General features: G+C 69.4%; 15 protein-coding genes. 7 read left to right on the plus strand and 8 right to left on the minus strand.

Annotated features, from left to right (window positions below; translation table 11 throughout):
• Positions 1-20: 20 nt before the first annotated feature.
• Both ACFSJG_RS18730 and mqo read right to left on the minus strand, forming a co-directional pair.
• Positions 21-1928 (minus strand): VWA domain-containing protein, encoded by a 1908-nt coding sequence (locus ACFSJG_RS18730; RefSeq protein ID WP_378486734.1) that lies wholly within the window; start codon positions 1926-1928, stop codon positions 21-23.
• A 257-nt stretch (positions 1929-2185) separates the two neighbouring features.
• The gene (gene mqo, locus ACFSJG_RS18735) at positions 2186-3724 is read right to left on the minus strand and encodes a malate dehydrogenase (quinone) (RefSeq protein ID WP_378486735.1); all 1539 of its coding nucleotides are present in this window, start codon (positions 3722-3724) and stop codon (positions 2186-2188) included.
• A gap of 120 nt (positions 3725-3844) precedes the next feature.
• Here mqo and ACFSJG_RS18740 point away from each other — a divergent pair, with 120 nt between their 5' ends.
• Together ACFSJG_RS18740 and mtr are read left to right on the plus strand one after the other, a co-directional pair.
• Positions 3845-4864 carry an alpha/beta hydrolase gene (locus ACFSJG_RS18740; RefSeq protein WP_378486736.1) on the plus strand — a complete coding sequence of 340 codons (1020 nt, stop codon included), beginning with the start codon at positions 3845-3847 and terminating at the stop codon, positions 4862-4864.
• Positions 4861-6234: a mycothione reductase gene (gene mtr / locus ACFSJG_RS18745; protein WP_378486737.1), complete on the plus strand. Its 1374-nt coding sequence runs from the start codon at positions 4861-4863 to the stop codon at positions 6232-6234. The genes ACFSJG_RS18740 and mtr overlap by 4 nt, the downstream gene beginning before the upstream one ends.
• 81 nt (positions 6235-6315) lie before the next feature.
• Here mtr and ACFSJG_RS18750 read toward each other — a convergent pair whose 3' ends face one another.
• Positions 6316-6810: a winged helix-turn-helix transcriptional regulator gene (locus ACFSJG_RS18750; RefSeq protein ID WP_378486874.1), complete on the minus strand. Its 495-nt coding sequence runs from the start codon at positions 6808-6810 to the stop codon at positions 6316-6318.
• Between the two features lie 138 nt (positions 6811-6948).
• Here ACFSJG_RS18750 and ACFSJG_RS18755 point away from each other — a divergent pair, with 138 nt between their 5' ends.
• Both ACFSJG_RS18755 and ACFSJG_RS18760 read left to right on the plus strand, forming a co-directional pair.
• On the plus strand, positions 6949-8133 hold the full coding sequence (locus ACFSJG_RS18755; RefSeq protein WP_378486738.1) for a thiolase family protein: 1185 nt from the start codon (positions 6949-6951) through the stop codon (positions 8131-8133).
• A gap of 46 nt (positions 8134-8179) precedes the next feature.
• Entirely contained in the window at positions 8180-8878 is a 699-nt protein-coding gene (locus tag ACFSJG_RS18760) for an SDR family oxidoreductase (RefSeq protein WP_378486739.1), read from the plus strand.
• 12 nt (positions 8879-8890) lie between these two features.
• Here the strand turns inward: ACFSJG_RS18760 and ACFSJG_RS18765 are convergent, their stop codons facing one another.
• The 3 genes from ACFSJG_RS18765 to ACFSJG_RS18775 all read right to left on the minus strand — a co-directional run bounded on the left by ACFSJG_RS18765 (position 8891) and on the right by ACFSJG_RS18775 (position 12054).
• The gene (locus tag ACFSJG_RS18765) at positions 8891-9904 is read right to left on the minus strand and encodes an isopenicillin N synthase family dioxygenase (RefSeq protein WP_378486740.1); all 1014 of its coding nucleotides are present in this window, start codon (positions 9902-9904) and stop codon (positions 8891-8893) included.
• A gap of 76 nt (positions 9905-9980) precedes the next feature.
• A complete protein-coding gene (locus ACFSJG_RS18770) occupies positions 9981-11465 on the minus strand; it encodes a SulP family inorganic anion transporter (protein ID WP_378486741.1) in 1485 nt (494 codons plus the stop codon).
• A gap of 43 nt (positions 11466-11508) precedes the next feature.
• A complete protein-coding gene (locus ACFSJG_RS18775) occupies positions 11509-12054 on the minus strand; it encodes an alpha/beta fold hydrolase (RefSeq protein ID WP_378486742.1) in 546 nt (181 codons plus the stop codon).
• Positions 12055-12180: 126 nt separating this feature from the next.
• On the opposite strand from ACFSJG_RS18775, the gene ACFSJG_RS18780 reads away from it, so the two are divergent.
• The 3 genes from ACFSJG_RS18780 to ACFSJG_RS18790 are packed head-to-tail and all read left to right on the plus strand — an operon-like array spanning position 12181 to position 14230.
• On the plus strand, positions 12181-12558 hold the full coding sequence (locus ACFSJG_RS18780; RefSeq protein ID WP_378486743.1) for a GntR family transcriptional regulator: 378 nt from the start codon (positions 12181-12183) through the stop codon (positions 12556-12558).
• On the plus strand, positions 12555-13499 hold the full coding sequence (locus ACFSJG_RS18785) for an ABC transporter ATP-binding protein (protein ID WP_378486744.1): 945 nt from the start codon (positions 12555-12557) through the stop codon (positions 13497-13499). Before ACFSJG_RS18780 ends, ACFSJG_RS18785 begins: the two co-directional genes overlap by 4 nt.
• Positions 13496-14230 (plus strand): ABC transporter permease, encoded by a 735-nt coding sequence (locus tag ACFSJG_RS18790; RefSeq protein ID WP_378486745.1) that lies wholly within the window; start codon positions 13496-13498, stop codon positions 14228-14230. The genes ACFSJG_RS18785 and ACFSJG_RS18790 overlap by 4 nt, the downstream gene beginning before the upstream one ends.
• Before the next feature lie 15 nt (positions 14231-14245).
• Here ACFSJG_RS18790 and ACFSJG_RS18795 read toward each other — a convergent pair whose 3' ends face one another.
• Both ACFSJG_RS18795 and map read right to left on the minus strand, forming a co-directional pair.
• Entirely contained in the window at positions 14246-15778 is a 1533-nt protein-coding gene (locus ACFSJG_RS18795) for a cobyric acid synthase (protein WP_378486746.1), read from the minus strand.
• On the minus strand, positions 15775-16632 hold the full coding sequence (map, locus tag ACFSJG_RS18800) for a type I methionyl aminopeptidase (protein ID WP_378486747.1): 858 nt from the start codon (positions 16630-16632) through the stop codon (positions 15775-15777). Before map ends, ACFSJG_RS18795 begins: the two co-directional genes overlap by 4 nt.
• Positions 16633-16655: the final 23 nt, after the last annotated feature.

Raw genomic sequence — 16655 nt, forward strand, 5'->3', positions numbered from 1 at the left:
TCCTCTTTCGGGCGGGTGGATCAGGCGGCAGCCCGGACGACGCCGGCAACCTTGTCCGCGGACAGTTCGGTGAGGCGGACGCAGGTGCCGCGCAGGGCCACCGCGAGCTCCGGCGCCAGGCCGAGTCGGACCATCCCCGACTCGCAGTCGACGACGACGCCCGCGACGGAGGCGTCCGCGAGCAGGCCCGCCGCGACCTTCGCCCGCTGCACCGGATCGGTGCCGCCGGTGGCCCGGCCGTCGGTGAGCGCGACGACCATCGCCCGGCGCTGCGGATCGCGGACCCGCTCCCGCAGGACCACCTCTCGCGCCTTCAGGAAACCTTGCGCCAGTGGGCTCTTCCCGCCGGTGCGCAGGGACCGCAGGCGCCGCACCGCGACGTCGACCGAGGACGTCGGCGGGAGAACGAGCTCGGCGGACGTTCCCCGGACCGTGACGACGGCGACCTTGTCCCGGCGCTGATAGGCGTCCCGGAGCAGCGACACGACGGCGCCGGTCACGGCGGAGAGCCGGTCCCGCGCGGCCATCGATCCGGACGCGTCGACCACGAAGACGATCAGGTTGCCCTCGCGACCTTCCTTGATCGCACCGCGAATGTCGCCGGGGGCCAACAGCATCCGCCCGCCGGTCCGCCCGCGGTCCGCCTGGTGCTCGGCCGCGGCGAACAGGGTGCCGACCAGATGCAGGCCGCGACCGGGTTCGGTCGTGGCTCGCACGGTCCTGCCCCGCGGGGACCGTGACCGCGACCGGCGGCCCGGCGCACCCTCGCCGACGCCGGGAACCGTGAGGAGACGGGTGCGGAACTGCGCGCTGGGAGCACCGATCTCGCGGTCCCGGGTCGATTCCTGCCCGCCCGGCCGGTCGGTCGCGTCGTCGGCGGACGGGAGCGGCGGAGAGGGGGTTCCGTCGTCGTCCGGCTGCGGAGCGCCGCCACCGGGACCGTCGGGGTCGGGGTCCGGCTCGGGATCGGGCTCCTGCTCCGCCTGCTCGGCGGCGTCCCGCATGGCGTCCTCGAGCTGCTGGGGGTCGAGGCCCGGCTCGTCGAACGGGTCGCGGCGGCGCCGGTGCGGCAACGTCAGTTCGGCGGCGACCCGCACGTCCTCCTCCGCGACCTCGGTTGCACCGCGCCAGGCGGCGTGCGCCGTGGCGGTGCGCGCGAGCACCAGGTCCGCGCGCATCCCGTCCACGTCGAAGGACGCGCACAGCGCCGCGATCCGGCGCAGTTCCCGGTTCGGAAGTGCGATGCCCGAGAGGGCCGACCTGGCCTCCGCGATCCGCGCCGCGGTCGCGGCGTCGGCGTCGGCGTACCGGGCGGCGAACCCGACCGGGTCCGCCTCGAAGTCGAGCCGACGCCGCACGACCTGCATGCGGGTGTCGACGTCCCGGGACGCGGCGACGTCCACGGCGAGCCCGAACCGGTCGAGCAGCTGCGGCCGAAGCTCCCCCTCCTCCGGATTCATCGTGCCGACGAGCACGAACCGGGCCGGGTGCGAGTGCGAGACGCCGTCGCGCTCGACGTGTACGCGACCCATCGCGGCGGCGTCGAGCAGCACGTCGACCAGGTGGTCGTGCAGCAGATTCACCTCGTCGACGTACAGCACGCCGTCGTGTGCGGCGGCGAGCAGTCCCGGCTGGAAGGCGCGCTCGCCGTCGCGGAGCACCTTCTCCAGGTCGAGGGATCCGACGACGCGGTCCTCGGTGGCGCCGACAGGAAGTTCGACGAGCCGGGCCGCGGCACCGTTCGACGTCGGGGGCAGCAGCGCGGCGAGCGCACGCACGACCGTGGACTTCGCGGTCCCCTTCTCGCCGCGGACCAGGACACCGCCGATACCCGGGTGCACCGCGCAGAGGGTCAGCGCCAGCCGCAGCAGGTCCTGCCCGACGATCGCGCCGAACGGGTAGCCCGGGTTCGAATCCGTTTCCGCCACCGACTCTTGGTGTGCCACGGCGCCAGTCCCCTCACTCCCCGGTTTCCGCGCCGGGGGTCGGTGGTCGATTCCGCGCCGCGGCGATCTGACTCCGGCGACGGCGGGTGGCCGTCGACCGTCACAGTGGCGGGACCGTGCCTGATTCGCACAGGCTTTCCCGCGGCGGGAACGAAAGAAGTTCGACCCGAACAATAGGGCACGGCCGCCACCACGACCCGTGCGGGTGTGGTGACGGCCGTGTGAGCCTGACGTGCGATCTAGGCGGTCGCGCCCGCCGTGACCGGCGCGGTCTCCTCGAGCTGCAGAGCCTTGTTGCTCCAGTCCCAGACCTCGCGGAAGAGGGACTCGTTGTCGGACAGCTTCACGCCGAGCGAGGGCACCATCTGCTTGAGCTGCGGCTCCCAGGATGCCCAGCGGTCCGCGAAGCAGCGCTGGAGGACGTCGAGCATCGCGGGTACGGCGGTCGATGCGCCCGGGGACGCACCGAGCAGGCCGGCGATGGTGCCGTCGGCCGCATTGATGACGGCCGTGCCGAACTCCAGCACGCCACCCATGCCCTTCTTGCGGATGACCTGGACGCGCTGACCCGCGGTGATGAGCTCCCAGTCGCCGCCGGTCGCGCGCGGGATGAACTCACGCAGCGTCTCGATGCGGTCCTCGGGGCCCTGCAGGAGCTCGCCGATGAGGTACTTGGTCAGACCGAGTTCGGTGACGCCGACGCCGAGCATCGACATCAGGTTGTTCGGCTTCACCGAGCCGGGCAGGTCGGTGACCTTGCCCTCCTTGAGGAACTTGGGCGACCACCCGGCATACGGTCCGAACAGCAGTCCCTTCTTGCCGTTGATGACGCGGGTGTCGAGGTGCGGAACCGACATCGGCGGGGCGCCGACCGCGGCCTTGCCGTACACCTTCGCGCTGTGCTGGGCGATCAGCTCGGGGTTGGTGCAGCGCAGGAACTGACCACTGACGGGGAAGCCGCCGAAGCCCTTCGCCTCCTTGATGCCCGACTTCTGCAGCAGGTGCAGCGCACCGCCACCTGCGCCGACGAACACGAACTTGGCGTGAACCGTCTTCTTCGCGCCGGTCCGCAGGTTCTCGACCTTGACGATCCAGCTGCCGTCCGACTGCTGGGTGAGGTTCTTCACGTCGTGGCCGAAGTGGACGGTGCCGCCCGAGGACCCGATGTGGCCGAGGAGCTGCTTGGTGAGGGCACCGAAGTCGACGTCGGTGCCGCCGTCGGTCCAGTTCAGCGCGACCGGGTCGGAGAAGTCACGACCGGCGGCCATCAGCGGGAGACGCTTGGCGAACTCCTCGGGGCGCTCGGTGTACTCCATCCCGGCGAACAGCGGGTGACCGGCGAGGGCGTCGTAGCGGGCCCGCAGGTACTTCACGTTGTCCGCCCCGTGCACGAAGCTCACGTGCGGAATCGGGTTGACGAACTCCTTGGGCTCGGTGAGGATGCCGTTCTCCACCGAATGCGCCCAGAACTGCCGCGAGACCTGGAACTGCTCGTTGACGTTCACCGCCTTGGTGACGTCGACCGATCCGTCCGCGTTCTGGGGGGTGTAGTTCAGCTCACACAGCGCCGAGTGACCGGTGCCCGCGTTGTTCCAGGGGTCGCTGCTCTCCGCGGCGGCGGCGTCGAGCCGCTCGAACACGCTGATCGACCAGTCCGGCTGCAGCTGCCGAAGGATGGATCCGAGCGTGGCACTCATGATGCCCGCTCCCACGAGAACTACGTCGGCCTTGTTTACCGCGGTGTTGTCTGACACTGGAAAATCGACTTCCTTGTCCATTGGCAGTGGGCAGTCGCGCCGACTGCAAGCGGATAGGTTACCCGCGCGTACCCGCGCAGTTCACCTCGCATCAATTGTGCTCCTCCGAGGGGCCAGGATTGCACACTAGGATTGTGATTTGTGACTACCTGGGCTCCCGACCTCCTCGGCGACGGCTACGAGCAGACCACACTCGCACTCGGTGAGGACCCCGACGGCGAGGGTGACATCGCCGCGACGCTCGTCAGATACCAGCCCGCCGGCTCGACTCCGCGACGGAAAGCCGTGCTCTACGTGCACGGTTTCACCGACTACTTCTTCCAGAAGCACGTCGCCGAGCACTTCCACGACCAGGGCTACGACTTCTTCGCGCTCGATCTGCGCAAGTGCGGGCGCTCCCGCCGCCCCGGCCAGACGCCGCATTTCGTGACGGATCTCGCACTCTACGACCGCGAGCTCGACTGGGCCCTGGAGACCATTCGGGAGCAGTCGGAGGGTGGATCGGTCCTCCTCACCGCACACTCGACGGGCGGACTGATCCTGCCGTTGTGGCTGGACCGGGTGAATCGCCGTCCGGGTGGCAGCGCCGGAGCGGGCGTCTCCGGGCTGATCCTCAACAGTCCGTGGTTCGACCTGCAGGGACCGTGGTACGTCCGCAACGTCGGCACCGTCGCGATCCGCACGATCGGACGTGTGAAGAGCGACCTCCAGCTGCGACAGCCGCCGATCGACGTCTACGGGCGCACGCTGCACCGCGACCACGGCGGCGAATGGGACTACGACCTCGAGTGGAAGCCGCTTCGCGGGTTCGGCGTGACCTTCGGATGGCTGCGCGCGATCCGCAGGGGACAGGCCGTCCTGCACCGCGGGCTCGACGTCGGCGTCCCGTCGCTGATCCTGCGGTCGAAGGCGACGCACTATTCGATGCGGTACACGTCGAAGTCCGAGTCCGCTGACCTGGTGCTCGACGTCCGGCAGATCGCCCGGTGGGCAGGATGCCTCGGGGACCGCACCACGATCGTTCCGATCGAAGGAGCCCGGCACGACGTCTTCCTGTCGCGAGAGGTGCCGCGGAAGCTGGCCTTCGCCGAAGTGGAACAGTGGCTGACGTGGCTGACCGGACAGGGCGCCGCCGAGAACGCGGAGGGACAGCGCTCGTGACGCACTTCGACCTGGCGATCATCGGATCCGGTTCCGGCAACACGATTCTCGACGAGCGGTACGCGGGCATGAAGGTGGCGATCTGCGAGGGCGGCACCTTCGGCGGGACCTGCCTGAACGTCGGCTGCATCCCGACCAAGATGTTCGTCTACGCCGCGGAGGTGGCGCGCACCATCCGCGAATCCTCCCGGTACGGCGTCGACGCCCGGATCGAGAAGGTCCGCTGGTCGGACATCGTGGAGCGGGTCTTCGATCGCATCGACCCCATCTCGGCCGGCGGCGAACGCTACCGGCGCGACGAGAACCCCGACACCACACTGTTTTCCGGGTACGCGACCTTCACCGGCCCGAAGCGGATCCGCACCGGCAGCGGCGAGGAGATCACCGCGGACCAGATCGTGATCGCCGCCGGATCACGGCCGGTGATTCCCGACGAGATCGCCCGCTCGGGGGTCCCGTTCCACACCAACGACGACATCATGCGGCTCCCGACGCAACCGGAACACCTCGTCGTCGTCGGCAGCGGATTCATCGCCTCCGAGTTCGCGCACGTGTTCTCCGCACTCGGCACTGCGGTGTCGGTCATCGGTCGCGGACCACGCCTGCTCCGCGACCTCGACACCGACATCTCGCAGCAGTTCACCGACCTCGCCCGCGCCAAATGGGATGTGCACCTTGGCAGTCCGGTGGTCCAGGTTCGAGGGGACGACTCACGTGTCGAGGTGATCCTCGCCGACGGCACCGTGGTCCAGGGCGACACTCTGCTCGTCGCGACCGGACGCACCCCCAACGGTGACCGACTGAACGCCGAGGCGGCAGGCATCGAGGTGGACGAACGCGGGCGCGTCGTCGTCGACGAGTTCCAGCGCACCACCGCGGAGGGCGTGTTCGCGCTCGGTGACGTGTCGTCGCCTCATCAGCTCAAGCACGTCGCCAACCACGAGGCCCGGGTGGTGCAGGCGAACCTGCTGCGCGACGCCTGGAGTCCGGGAGCCGACCTGGTTCGCACCAACCACCGGTTCGTTCCGGCGGCGGTGTTCACGGATCCGCAGATCGCGTGCGTCGGACTCACCGAAACGCAGGCGCGCGACGCGGGTCTGAACATCTCGGTGAAGGTGCAGCGGTACGCCGACGTCGCCTACGGCTGGGCGATGGAGGACGACGAGGGACTGTGCAAGGTGATCGCGGACCGCGACACCGGCCTGCTCGTCGGCGCGCACGTCATCGGTGCGCAGGCGTCGACGGTGCTCCAGCCGCTCGTCCAGGCGATGAGCTTCGGCCTCCCTGCCCGCGAGATGGCGTTGGGCCAGTACTGGATTCACCCCGCGCTGACCGAGGTCGTCGAGAACGCCCTCCTCGGCCTCGACTGACCCCACCCCACCCATGTTGGCGCCGGCGGCGGCAGGGGCTGAACGTGGCGTTCATGCGCGTCAACCGCATGAACGCCACGTTCAGCCGTGTGTGGCGTCGGCGGCCGGCGGGGTGTTGACGCGCAGGCGTAGGTCGTCCAGCGCGACGTCGTCGCCCGACTCGGTACGCACGCGCACACTGACGGATTCTCCCGTGGCGTCGTCGACGACCTGGAGTGGTCCGCCGCCCTGCTGCAGGTACTTGTCACCCCACTGCATCAGCGCGATCACCGCCGGCAGGAGGTCCCGGCCCATGTCGGTGAGGACGTACTCGTAGCGGGTGCGCTGTCCCGGTTCACGGTAGGGGTGCTTGGCGAGCAGACCTGCATCGACCAGTTCCTTCAACCGAGCAGACGCGACGGCGTCGGTGATCCCGACGCGACGAGCGAAGTCGTCGAAGCGGGTCGTTCCGTAGTACGCCTCGCGCAGCAGCAGCATCGCCGAGCGTGTTCCGACGATCCCCATGGCACGGCTGATCGAGCATCGCTCGTCTGCGTCCCAGGCCGAGCGATCCGCGAGGGGTCCCTGCAACTTCATCGCCACCAGGCAATCGTACTGACTTGAGAAATGTGTAGCCAGCTGTCGCCGATCTGGGTATGGTTTTGCATAGTCAGATCGTTGGTAGTGGCAGAGGGCCTCGGGACAGCCGACTCCTCACGACCGAGAGGACGCACCATGAGCAACAGCAGGACGAGGGACGCCGTGATCGTCGAGGCCGTCCGCACCCCCCTCGGCCGCGGGAAGGCCACCGGCGCACTCCATGAGGTGCATCCGGTGGACCTGTTCGCCCACAGCCTGCGCGCGGTGGTCGACCGCAGCGGCATCGACCCGTCCCTGATCGACGACGTCATCGGCGGCGTGGTCAGCGCAGTCGGTGAGCAGGGCGCCAACCTCACCCGGCGCGCGACCCTCGCCGCGGGCTACCCCGAATCCGTGCCCGCCACCACCGTCGACCGTCAGTGCGGCAGCAGCCAGCAGGCGGTGCACTTCGCGGCGCAGGGCGTCATCTCGGGCGCCTACGACATCGTCGTCGCCGGCGGCGTCGAGTCCATGAGCCGCGTGCCCATGGGATCGAACATGATGGGCACCGACGACGCCAGTGGCGTGGCGTTCGCCGAGCGCTACCCCGACGGACTCGTCGGACAGGGCATCAGCGCCGAACTGATCGCGGCCCGCTGGGGTCTGTCCCGCACCCAACTGGACGAGTTCGCGCTCTCCAGCCACGCCAAGGCAGCGGAGGCGACGAAGAACGGCCTGTTCGACGCCGAGATCAGCCCGATCGGCGAGTTCCGCACCGATGAGGGCATCCGCACCGGCAGCACACTGGAGACGATGGGCGGACTGCGTGCCGCCTACTACGACGAGGCGATGGCCGCGCGATTCCCGCAGATCGGCTGGAATGTCACCGCGGGCAACGCAAGTCAGGTCACCGACGGCAGCTCCGCACTGTTGATCACCACCAGTGAGCGCGCCGAACAGCTGGGCCTGCGTCCACTGGCCCGGATCCACAGTGTCGCCGTCGCCGGCGACGACCCGCTGTACATGCTGACGGCGGTCGTCCCCGCCACCCGCAAGGTTCTCGAACGGGCCGGGCTCGCCGTCGACGACATCGACCTGTTCGAGGTGAACGAGGCGTTCGCGTCGGTGGTGCTGGCCTGGGCGAGGGAAACAGGCGCGGACCTGGACAAGGTCAACGTGTACGGCGGCGCGATCGCGCTCGGCCACCCGCTGGGCGCGAGCGGCGCGCGCCTGATGACGACCCTGACTCACGCCCTGCACGAGCGGGGCGGCCGCTTCGGACTCCAAACCATGTGCGAGGCGGGAGGATTGGCGAACGCCACCATCATCGAGCGCCTGTGACGGCGAGCATCGACCGTCCCTCCCCCAACCGACAGGAAGCAGACCGATGAATCTCCACGGACGTACCGTTCTCGTGACCGGGGCGACGGGCGGCCTCGGCCGCGAGTTCGTCGCCCAGTCGCTCGCGCGCGGCGCCCGCCGGGTGTACGCCGCGGCGCGCCGGGACCACGCCTGGAACGACGGTCGCGTCGTGCCGCTGCACCTGGACGTCACCGACGCCGCGTCGGTGGCGGCCGCCGCGGCGACGGCAGCCGACGTGGACGTCCTGGTCAACAATGCCGGAATCACCGGCGCGCCATCGCTTCTCCACTCCCCCATGGAGGACATCCGGCGCACCTTCGAGACGAACGTCTTCGCCCCGCTCGAACTGGTCCGCACGTTCGCACCCGTTCTGGGACGTGGCGGCGGCGGGGCGGTGGTGGACGTGCACTCGGTCCTGAGCTGGCTCGCCACACCCGGCGCCTACAGTCCGTCGAAAGCCGCACTGTGGGGCGTGACGAATGCGCTGCGTCTCGAACTGGCCGCGCAGGGTACACAGGTCCTCGGCGCGCACCTCGCGTACACCGACACTCCGATGATCGCGCACCTCGACGTGCCCAAGGCGGACCCCGCCGTCGTCGTCGGACGCATCCTCGACGCACTCGAAGCCGGGGAGGACGAGGCGATCGCCGACGAGGTGACCGCCGGGTTCCGGTCGGTCCTCGGCTCCGCGACCACGGGGCGGGTGCCGAGCCGATCGACCTGACAGGACCGTGCGTCAGCCCCGGAGGGCGCGCAGGTCGAGAAGGTCGCGGTGGTACCGCTCGGTGACGTTGGGGTGGGCGCGCAGACGCGACTTGAGGGCGTTCAGTCCATAGCGGGCGTGGAGCGCGTCGCCGTGCTGGTCCGAACCGACACCGACCGAGCCGGCGGCGAACTCCGGTGGGAGCGGCACGTCCGGAAGCGCCTCGTCGTAGCCCGGGTTGAGGAAGAACGGCAGGGACACGCGATCGGTACCCGTCGGGGGTGGCAGCACCCGGTGCACGGTGGCTTTGAGGTACCCGCCGGTCGCGACCTCGAGCAGTTCGCCGATGTTGACGAGGAAGCAGCCGGGTATCGGATCGACATCCAGCCAGCCGGTGTCCGTCTCGACCTGGAAGCCGGTGCTCGTCGGCTCCGGGTACAGGAGGGTCAGTGCTCCGACATCCTTGTGGCTGCCGACGCCCTGAGCGGTGACCGATCCGTCGTGGCCGGGATAGCGGGCGATCTTCAGCAACGGGTCGGGATCCGCGAACGCGGCGTCGAAGAAGTCCTCGGCGGCGCCGAGGGACACGGCCCACCCGCGAATCAGCCGCATTCCGGCGTCCTGAGCCTCTTCCATCCACTCCAACGCCAGGCGGCGCAACCGCGGGACCCGTGCGGGCCACAGGTTCGGACCGTGCAGCACGTCCCACGGCCGGGCCGGATCGACGGACTCGACCGCCGCCCGCTCGGGACCGATGTCGAGTTGCTCCCGCCAATCGACGTAGCCCTGGGTGCGTTCGCCTCCGACGCGGGTGTACCCGCGGAACTGGGGCGAGTTGCCGTTCTCGATCTCGAGTTTGTCCGCTTCGGGGAGGGCGAAGAAATCACGTGCGGCGGCGATCAGGTCGTCAGTGAGTTGCTGATCGATGCCGTGGCCGGTCAGGTGGAAGAAGCCGATCTTGTGTGTCACGGTGCGGAGCGCGTCGACGTCGAGGTGCTCGAGATCGATGACCGGCAGGGTCCTGGTCGAACTGGTCTGCGCCGGCATTGGAACCCCTCCTCGCGCCGCGTGCGCCGTCGATGTCAGGCTACGCCCGGCCGCCGGTTGCTCGAGCCGCCCGCGGTCAGCCGAGCCGGCCGGAGAGCCGTTCGAGTCGATCGAGGCTCGCGCCGTCGAGTCCGACGATCCGAACGGACTTTCCGCGCTCGGCGTACTTGTGCTGGACCGTGTCGAGGGTCGCGACGGTGGACGCGTCCCACACCTCGGCGTCGGTCAGGTCCACCACGACGGTGTCCGGATCGCCCGCGTAGTCGAAGCGGTGCACGAGATCGTTGCTCGACGCCCAGAACAACTGCCCGGAGACGCGGTACACGCGCTCGTCGTCGCGGTCGAACACCGCGACATCCGCCATGTGCGCGACCCGCCGGGCGAACGCGACCATCGCGGTGAGCACACCGGCGATCACGCCGACGGCGAGGTTCTCGGTTGCGAGGGTGCCGACGACGGTCACGAGCATGACCAGGGTTTCGCTGCGCGGCATCAACTTCAGGGTGCGCGGCGCGATGCTGTGCCAGTCGAAGGTGGTCGCGGCGATGACCACCATGACGGCCACCAGTGCGGCCATCGGGATGGCGCCGACGACGTCACCGACGGTCACGCAGAGCACGAGCAGGAACAGGCCGGCGAGGAACGTCGAGACACGGGTCCGGGCGCGGCCCTCCTTGACGTTGATCATCGTCTGGCCGATCATCGCGCAGCCGCCCATGCCCCCGAACAGGGCGCCGGCCATGTTGGCGACACCCTGGCCCCACGACTCGCGGGTCTTGTCGGACGGGGTGTCCGTGATGTCGTCGACGAGCTTGGCGGTCAACAGCGACTCGAGGAGTCCGACGAGGGCGAGCCCGAGCGCGAACGGCGCGATGATCGTCACCGTCTCCCAGTTCAGGGGGACGTCGGGGATCATCCACGTGGGCAGGCCCGACGGCAGCTCTCCCTGGTCGGCGACGTCCGGTACGTCCAGGTGGAACAGCGTCACGACACTGGTGAGGACGACGATCGCAATCAGCGGCGCGGGCACCACGGTCGTGAACCTCGGGATGGCGACCACCATCACGATCCCCGCGGCGACGAGCGGGTACACCACCCACGGCACGTCCACGAGCTGCCGCACCTGAGCGCTGAAGATGAGGACCGCGAGCGCGTTGACGAACCCGATCATCACCGAGCGTGGAATGAAACGCACAAGGCGAGCGACTCCCGCCGCCGCGAAGGCGATCTGCAGGGCACCCGCGAGCCAGACGGCGGCGATCAGGTAGTCGATCCCGTGCGAGGCGACCAGCGGCGCGATCACCAGTGCGGTCGCTCCCGCGGCCGCGGACACCATGGCGGGCCTGCCACCGACGACGGCGATGGTCATGGCCATGATGCACGAGGTGTACAGCGCGACCTTCGGGTCGACGCCCGCGATCACCGCGAACGAGATGACCTCGGGAATGAGGGCGAGCGAGGTGACGAGACCGGCGAGGACCTCGGTGGTCAGACGCCGGGGCGACCGCACCGCCGCGCGAACCGAGGTGACGTCGATGGGCGTGGAAACGTTGTCGAGCACCGACAGAGTCTAGTGCCGGGTCCACGGCGGCTCCGACCCGCGATCACCACATGCTGGTGCGCAGCGAGATCTCAGTGGCGAAGGCGGCGGCCGCGTCGCGGGGCACGGACCCGATCCCGTCGAGTTCGACGACGCGGAAGTCCGAGTAGCAGCGACGGCCGCTGGCCGCGGCATCGTCGCGGACGGCGTCGACGCCGACGAGAACGGTGGTGGGGATCTCGACAGCAGGGCAGTCACCGCCGGTGATCGCGGGATGTGCGGCGTCCGCGACGACGAGACTCTTGAAGCGCCCGAAGGTGCGTGCGGCGGCCTGCCAGGCAAGCTCGGCACCCTCGCGGTTGCCCGCGAGGTTCACGTAGGTCAGACCGAGGCCGTCGAGGAGCGCGAGCAGGCCCTCGACGTCGAGTCCGTCGACGGAATCGGGAACGACGGTGCGCAGGTCGGAGCCGTGCAGACGCTCGCAGACCGCATCGAAGGCGGCCGCGTCCTCCCCGGCGCCGGGCAACAGCACGACGATGTGGGCGCTCTCGGGGCCGTCGACCCGAACGCTGTGCGTGACCTGTCCGACAGTCACTTCCGTCAACTCCATGCCCGGACGGTACACGGAGCGCGATCGGAACCTCGAACGACGACCGGAAGGGTTGCCAACGTCACCGAGCGGTTCTATGGTTAGTTACATGAGTAATGAACCAGTGAGCCACCTCGGACGGTCCCGGTGATCGACGACGGCCGGCCGCTGTTCGTGCAGATCGCCGAACAGATCGAGGGCGCGATCATCGACGGGTCACTGCCCGAGGAGACGCAGGTGCCGTCCACCAACGAGCTCGCGGCGTTCCACCGGATCAACCCCGCGACCGCGGCCAAGGGCCTGAATCAGCTTGTCGCGGAGGGAATCCTCTACAAGAAGCGAGGAATCGGAATGTTCGTCACCTCGGGAGCGCGCGAGGCGCTCCGGTTCCGCCGTCGCGAGGCGTTCGCGCACCAGTACATCGAGCCCCTGGTCGCGGAAGCGGCTCGACTCGGTATCCCGCTCGACGAACTCAAGTCCATGCTCGACGCCACTCGATTCGACAACAGGGAGGTGGCCCGATGACCAGTGGCCTCACGAAGATCACCGCCCCACCCACGACCGACACCGACGTGGTCGCAGCGATGCGGGGAGTCACCAAGACCTACGGCGACGTCGACGCGCTCACCGACGTCTCGTTCGACATCGAGCGGGGGCGGATCTACGGCCTCCTCGGCCGCAACGGCGCAGGCAAGACCACCGCCATGTCCGTTCTCACCGGTCAGGCGATCCACACATCCGGTGAGGCAACGGTGTTCGGCGAATCACCGTTCGAGAACGCGAACGTGCTCCGCGACGTCTGCTTCGTCAAGGAGAGCCAGACGTACCCGGACGACCTCTGCGTCGGCCACGTCCTCACGGCGGCCGCGCACCTGTTGGAGCACTGGGACACGGATTTCGCGGACCAACTCCTGGACGACTTCCAGCTGCCCCGACGCCGCAGGGTCAAGAAGCTCTCCCGAGGCATGCGCTCGGCACTGGGGGTGACGATCGGGCTCGCGTCGCGCGCGCCGCTGACGCTGTTCGACGAGCCCTACCTCGGCCTCGACGCCGTCGCACGCCAGCTCTTCTACGACCGCCTCCTTGCCGACTACGCCGAGCACCCCCGGACGGTGGTGCTGTCCACACATCTCATCGACGAGGTGTCGAACCTGCTCGAACACGTCATCGTCGTGGACCGTGGACGCGTCGTCGTCGACGATTCGGCCGACGCGATCCGGCAGCGCGCGGTGGTCGTCACCGGCCCCACCGCCGCAGTCGACGAGTTCTCCTCGAAAGGCACCGTCCTCCACCGGGAGTCGCTCGGCTCCACCACGAGGGCGACGGTCCGCACCACCGGACCGGACGCCGATCGCAGCCGCCTGCTCGAGGCAGGGGGCACTGTCGAACCGGCCTCACTGCAGGAGTTCGTCATCCGCACGACCAGCCTCCCGCACGACGCACCGAGTCAGGAGCCGCAGTCATGACCACCGCAACGTTCACGGCAGCACAGCACAGGGCCGCCCCGTCCCGGATCGGCGGTGTGCTGCGACTACACACCGTCGCATGGCCGTTGCTCGTCGCCTGGCCGGTCGGCATCCTCGCGGTCTCGTTCGCGATCTGCTGGACCATCTACTTCCTCGTGCAGAACGAGGAGGGCGAGGGATTCACCGGTGCGGTCACCGCCCTGCTCGGTTTCGTCGTCGCCTTCTACCTCCAGGCCATGAACCAGAGTTTCCCCTTCGCGCTGGGGTTGAGCGTCACCCGTCGCGAGTTCTACCGGGCCACCGTGATCATGGCGCTCGGTCAGTCCGCGGTGTTCGCGATCGCGCTGCAGGCGCTGTCCGCGATCGAGGCCGCCACCGGCGGCTGGGGCGTACACATGCGGATGTTCGGCCTCGCCCGATACGTCACCGACAGCCGACTCGTCGAACTGCTGTCGCTGTTCGCGATCCTGCTGGCGACCACCGGCATCGCGATGCTCGCCGGCGCGATCTACCAGCGCTGGCGCACGACGGGCCTGCTGGCCGCGGGCGTCGCGGTGTTCGGCGGCCTCGGCCTGGCGGCCATCGGGATCACATGGGCGGGCTGGTGGCCGGAGATCGGGTCGTGGTTCGCGGATTCCCCTCGCGCCGTTCCGATGGTGGCGCTTCCGCTGGTGATCGCAGCGGTCACGCTGGCCGGCACGTGGGGCGGGTTGCGTCGCGCGACACCGTGATCCCCGTTCCGCCGGTCAGCGAACCGTGAGTGCGGTCCCGACCACCGGCAGCCCGGACGGTGCGCCGCGCTCGATCAATGCCATGACCTCGTCGACGGCCACGTGCTGCTCGACGAGATCGGCGAGCAGGTCGAGCTGGGCGGTGCGCTCGGCGGCGACCGACGTGTTCGGCGCGACGGTGAAGTCGCGGCCCGTGGTCGCCGCCACCCGGGTCAGCAGTCGGCGCCGGTAGTCGTCCGACTCCAGCAGACCGTGCCAGTGCGTCCCGGACACGGCCCCGCGGACACTGCCCTCCGGCGTCCCGTCGTCGTGGCGCAACAGGGGCAGGTCGCCGGTGCGGGTGACGCGGCCGTGATGGATCTCGTAGCCGGACACCGCGATCCCGTCGGACTCGCCCGCCGACTGTGCGAGCACCTTGTCGGCGGCGAACTCGACATCGAGGTCCAGCAGGCCGAGCCCGTCGACGACGCCTGCGCCGGACTCGACGTCGTCGACGATGCGCCGCCCGAGCATCTGGTAGCCACCACAGATGCCGAGGATCGGCCCACCGGCGGCCGCCCGCGCCGACAGCGCGTCCGCGAGCCCCGACGCCCGCAGCCAGTCGAGGTCCGCGACCGTGGACTTGCTGCCCGGGATCACGACCAGGTCGGCGTCGGTCAGACGCGACGGGTCGCTCACCCAGTGCACCGACACCCCCGGCTCGCACGCGAGGGCCTCGACGTCGGTCGCGTTGGACACCCGGGGCAGCCGAATCGCGGCCACCCGCAACCAGTCCCGGCCGATCGGCGGTGCGGGCCTGCCCACCGGCGCGTCCACGATCGTCGACAGCGAGTCCTCGGCGTCGATCCACAGTCCCTCGGCGAACGGGACGACCCCCAGCGTCGGGCGTCCGGTCAGCTCCCGGAGCTGGTCCAGCCCGGGTTCGAGCAACCCGACGTCGCCGCGGAACTTGTTGACGACGAACCCGGCGATCAGCGCCTGGTCCTCGGGTTCGAGGACGGCGACGGTGCCGAACAGGTGCGCCAGCACTCCCCCGCGGTCGATGTCACCGACCACGACGACCGGTAGGTTCGCTGCGCGCGCGAGCCCCATGTTCGCGAGATCGGTGGCACGCAGGTTGATCTCCGCGGGAGACCCGGCGCCTTCGCAGATCACGACGTCGAATTCGGCTCGCAGCGAGGCCAGTTCGTCGGCGACCACCCCGCGCAGCCACTGCCTGTGTGTCATGTAGTCACGGGCGCCGACCGACGTGACGGCCTTGCCACGCACCACGAGCTGGGAGGTGCGGTCGCTGCCGGGCTTGAGCAGCACCGGGTTGAACCGCACGCTGGGTTCGAGGCCGCAGGCGCGGGCCTGCAGTGCCTGCGCCCGTCCGATCTCGCCGCCGTCGAGGGTGACGACGGAGTTGTTCGACATGTTCTGTGCCTTGAACGGCGCGACCGAGACGCCGCGGCGCGCGAGCAACCGGCACAGTCCGGCCACCAGGACACTCTTGCCCGCGTCGGATGTCGTGCCCGCGACGAGGAGCGCCCCACCGGACCCGCTCACGGCAGGGTGAGGATTTCCGCCCCCGACTCGGTGACCACGATGGTGTGCTCGAACTGGGCGGTCCACTTGCGGTCCTCGGTGACGACGGTCCAGTTGTCGTCCCAGATCTCGTAGTCGACCATACCGAGGTTGATCATCGGCTCGATGGTGAACACCATGCCGGGTTCGATGATCGTGTCCACGTTCGGCTGGTCGTAGTGCAGGATCACCAGGCCGTTGTGGAAGGTCTCGCCGATGCCGTGGCCGGTGAAGTCGCGAACCACGCCGTAGCCGAAGCGATTCGCGTAGGACTCGATGACGCGGCCGATGACGTTCAGCTCACGCCCCGGCTTCACTGCCTTGATGGCCCGCATCGTCGCCTCGCGGGTGCGCTCGACCAGCAGTCGGTGCTCCTCGGAGACGTCGCCGGCGAGGAACGTGGCGTTGGTGTCGCCGTGCACGCCGTCGATGTAGGCGGTGACGTCGATGTTGACGATGTCGCCGTCCTGGATCACCGTCGAGTCGGGGATGCCGTGACAGATGACCTCGTTCAGCGAGGTGCAGCAGGACTTCGGAAAGTCCTTGTAGCCCAGCGTCGACGGGTACGCGCCGTTGTCGATCATGTACTCGTGCGCGATCCGGTCCAGCTCGTCGGTGGTGACGCCGGGCGCGACGGCCTTTCCCGCAGCCTCGAGCGCCTGCGCGGCGATCCGGCCGGCGAGCCGCATCTTCTCGATGGTCTCCGGGGTCTGCACCCAGGGTTCGTTGCCCTCGTTGACGGTGGGCTTCCACGCGTACTCGGGCCGCTCGATCTTCGCCGGCACCGCGAGGGTGGGCGAGACGGTACCGGGGACCAAGGGTGCGCGCACAGACATGCGTTCCAGGTTACGCGCCGCGC

The sequence above is a fragment of the Rhodococcus gannanensis genome (genome assembly GCF_042681175.1).
GTDB classification, from domain to species: Bacteria; Actinomycetota; Actinomycetes; order Mycobacteriales; family Mycobacteriaceae; genus Rhodococcus_G; species Rhodococcus_G gannanensis.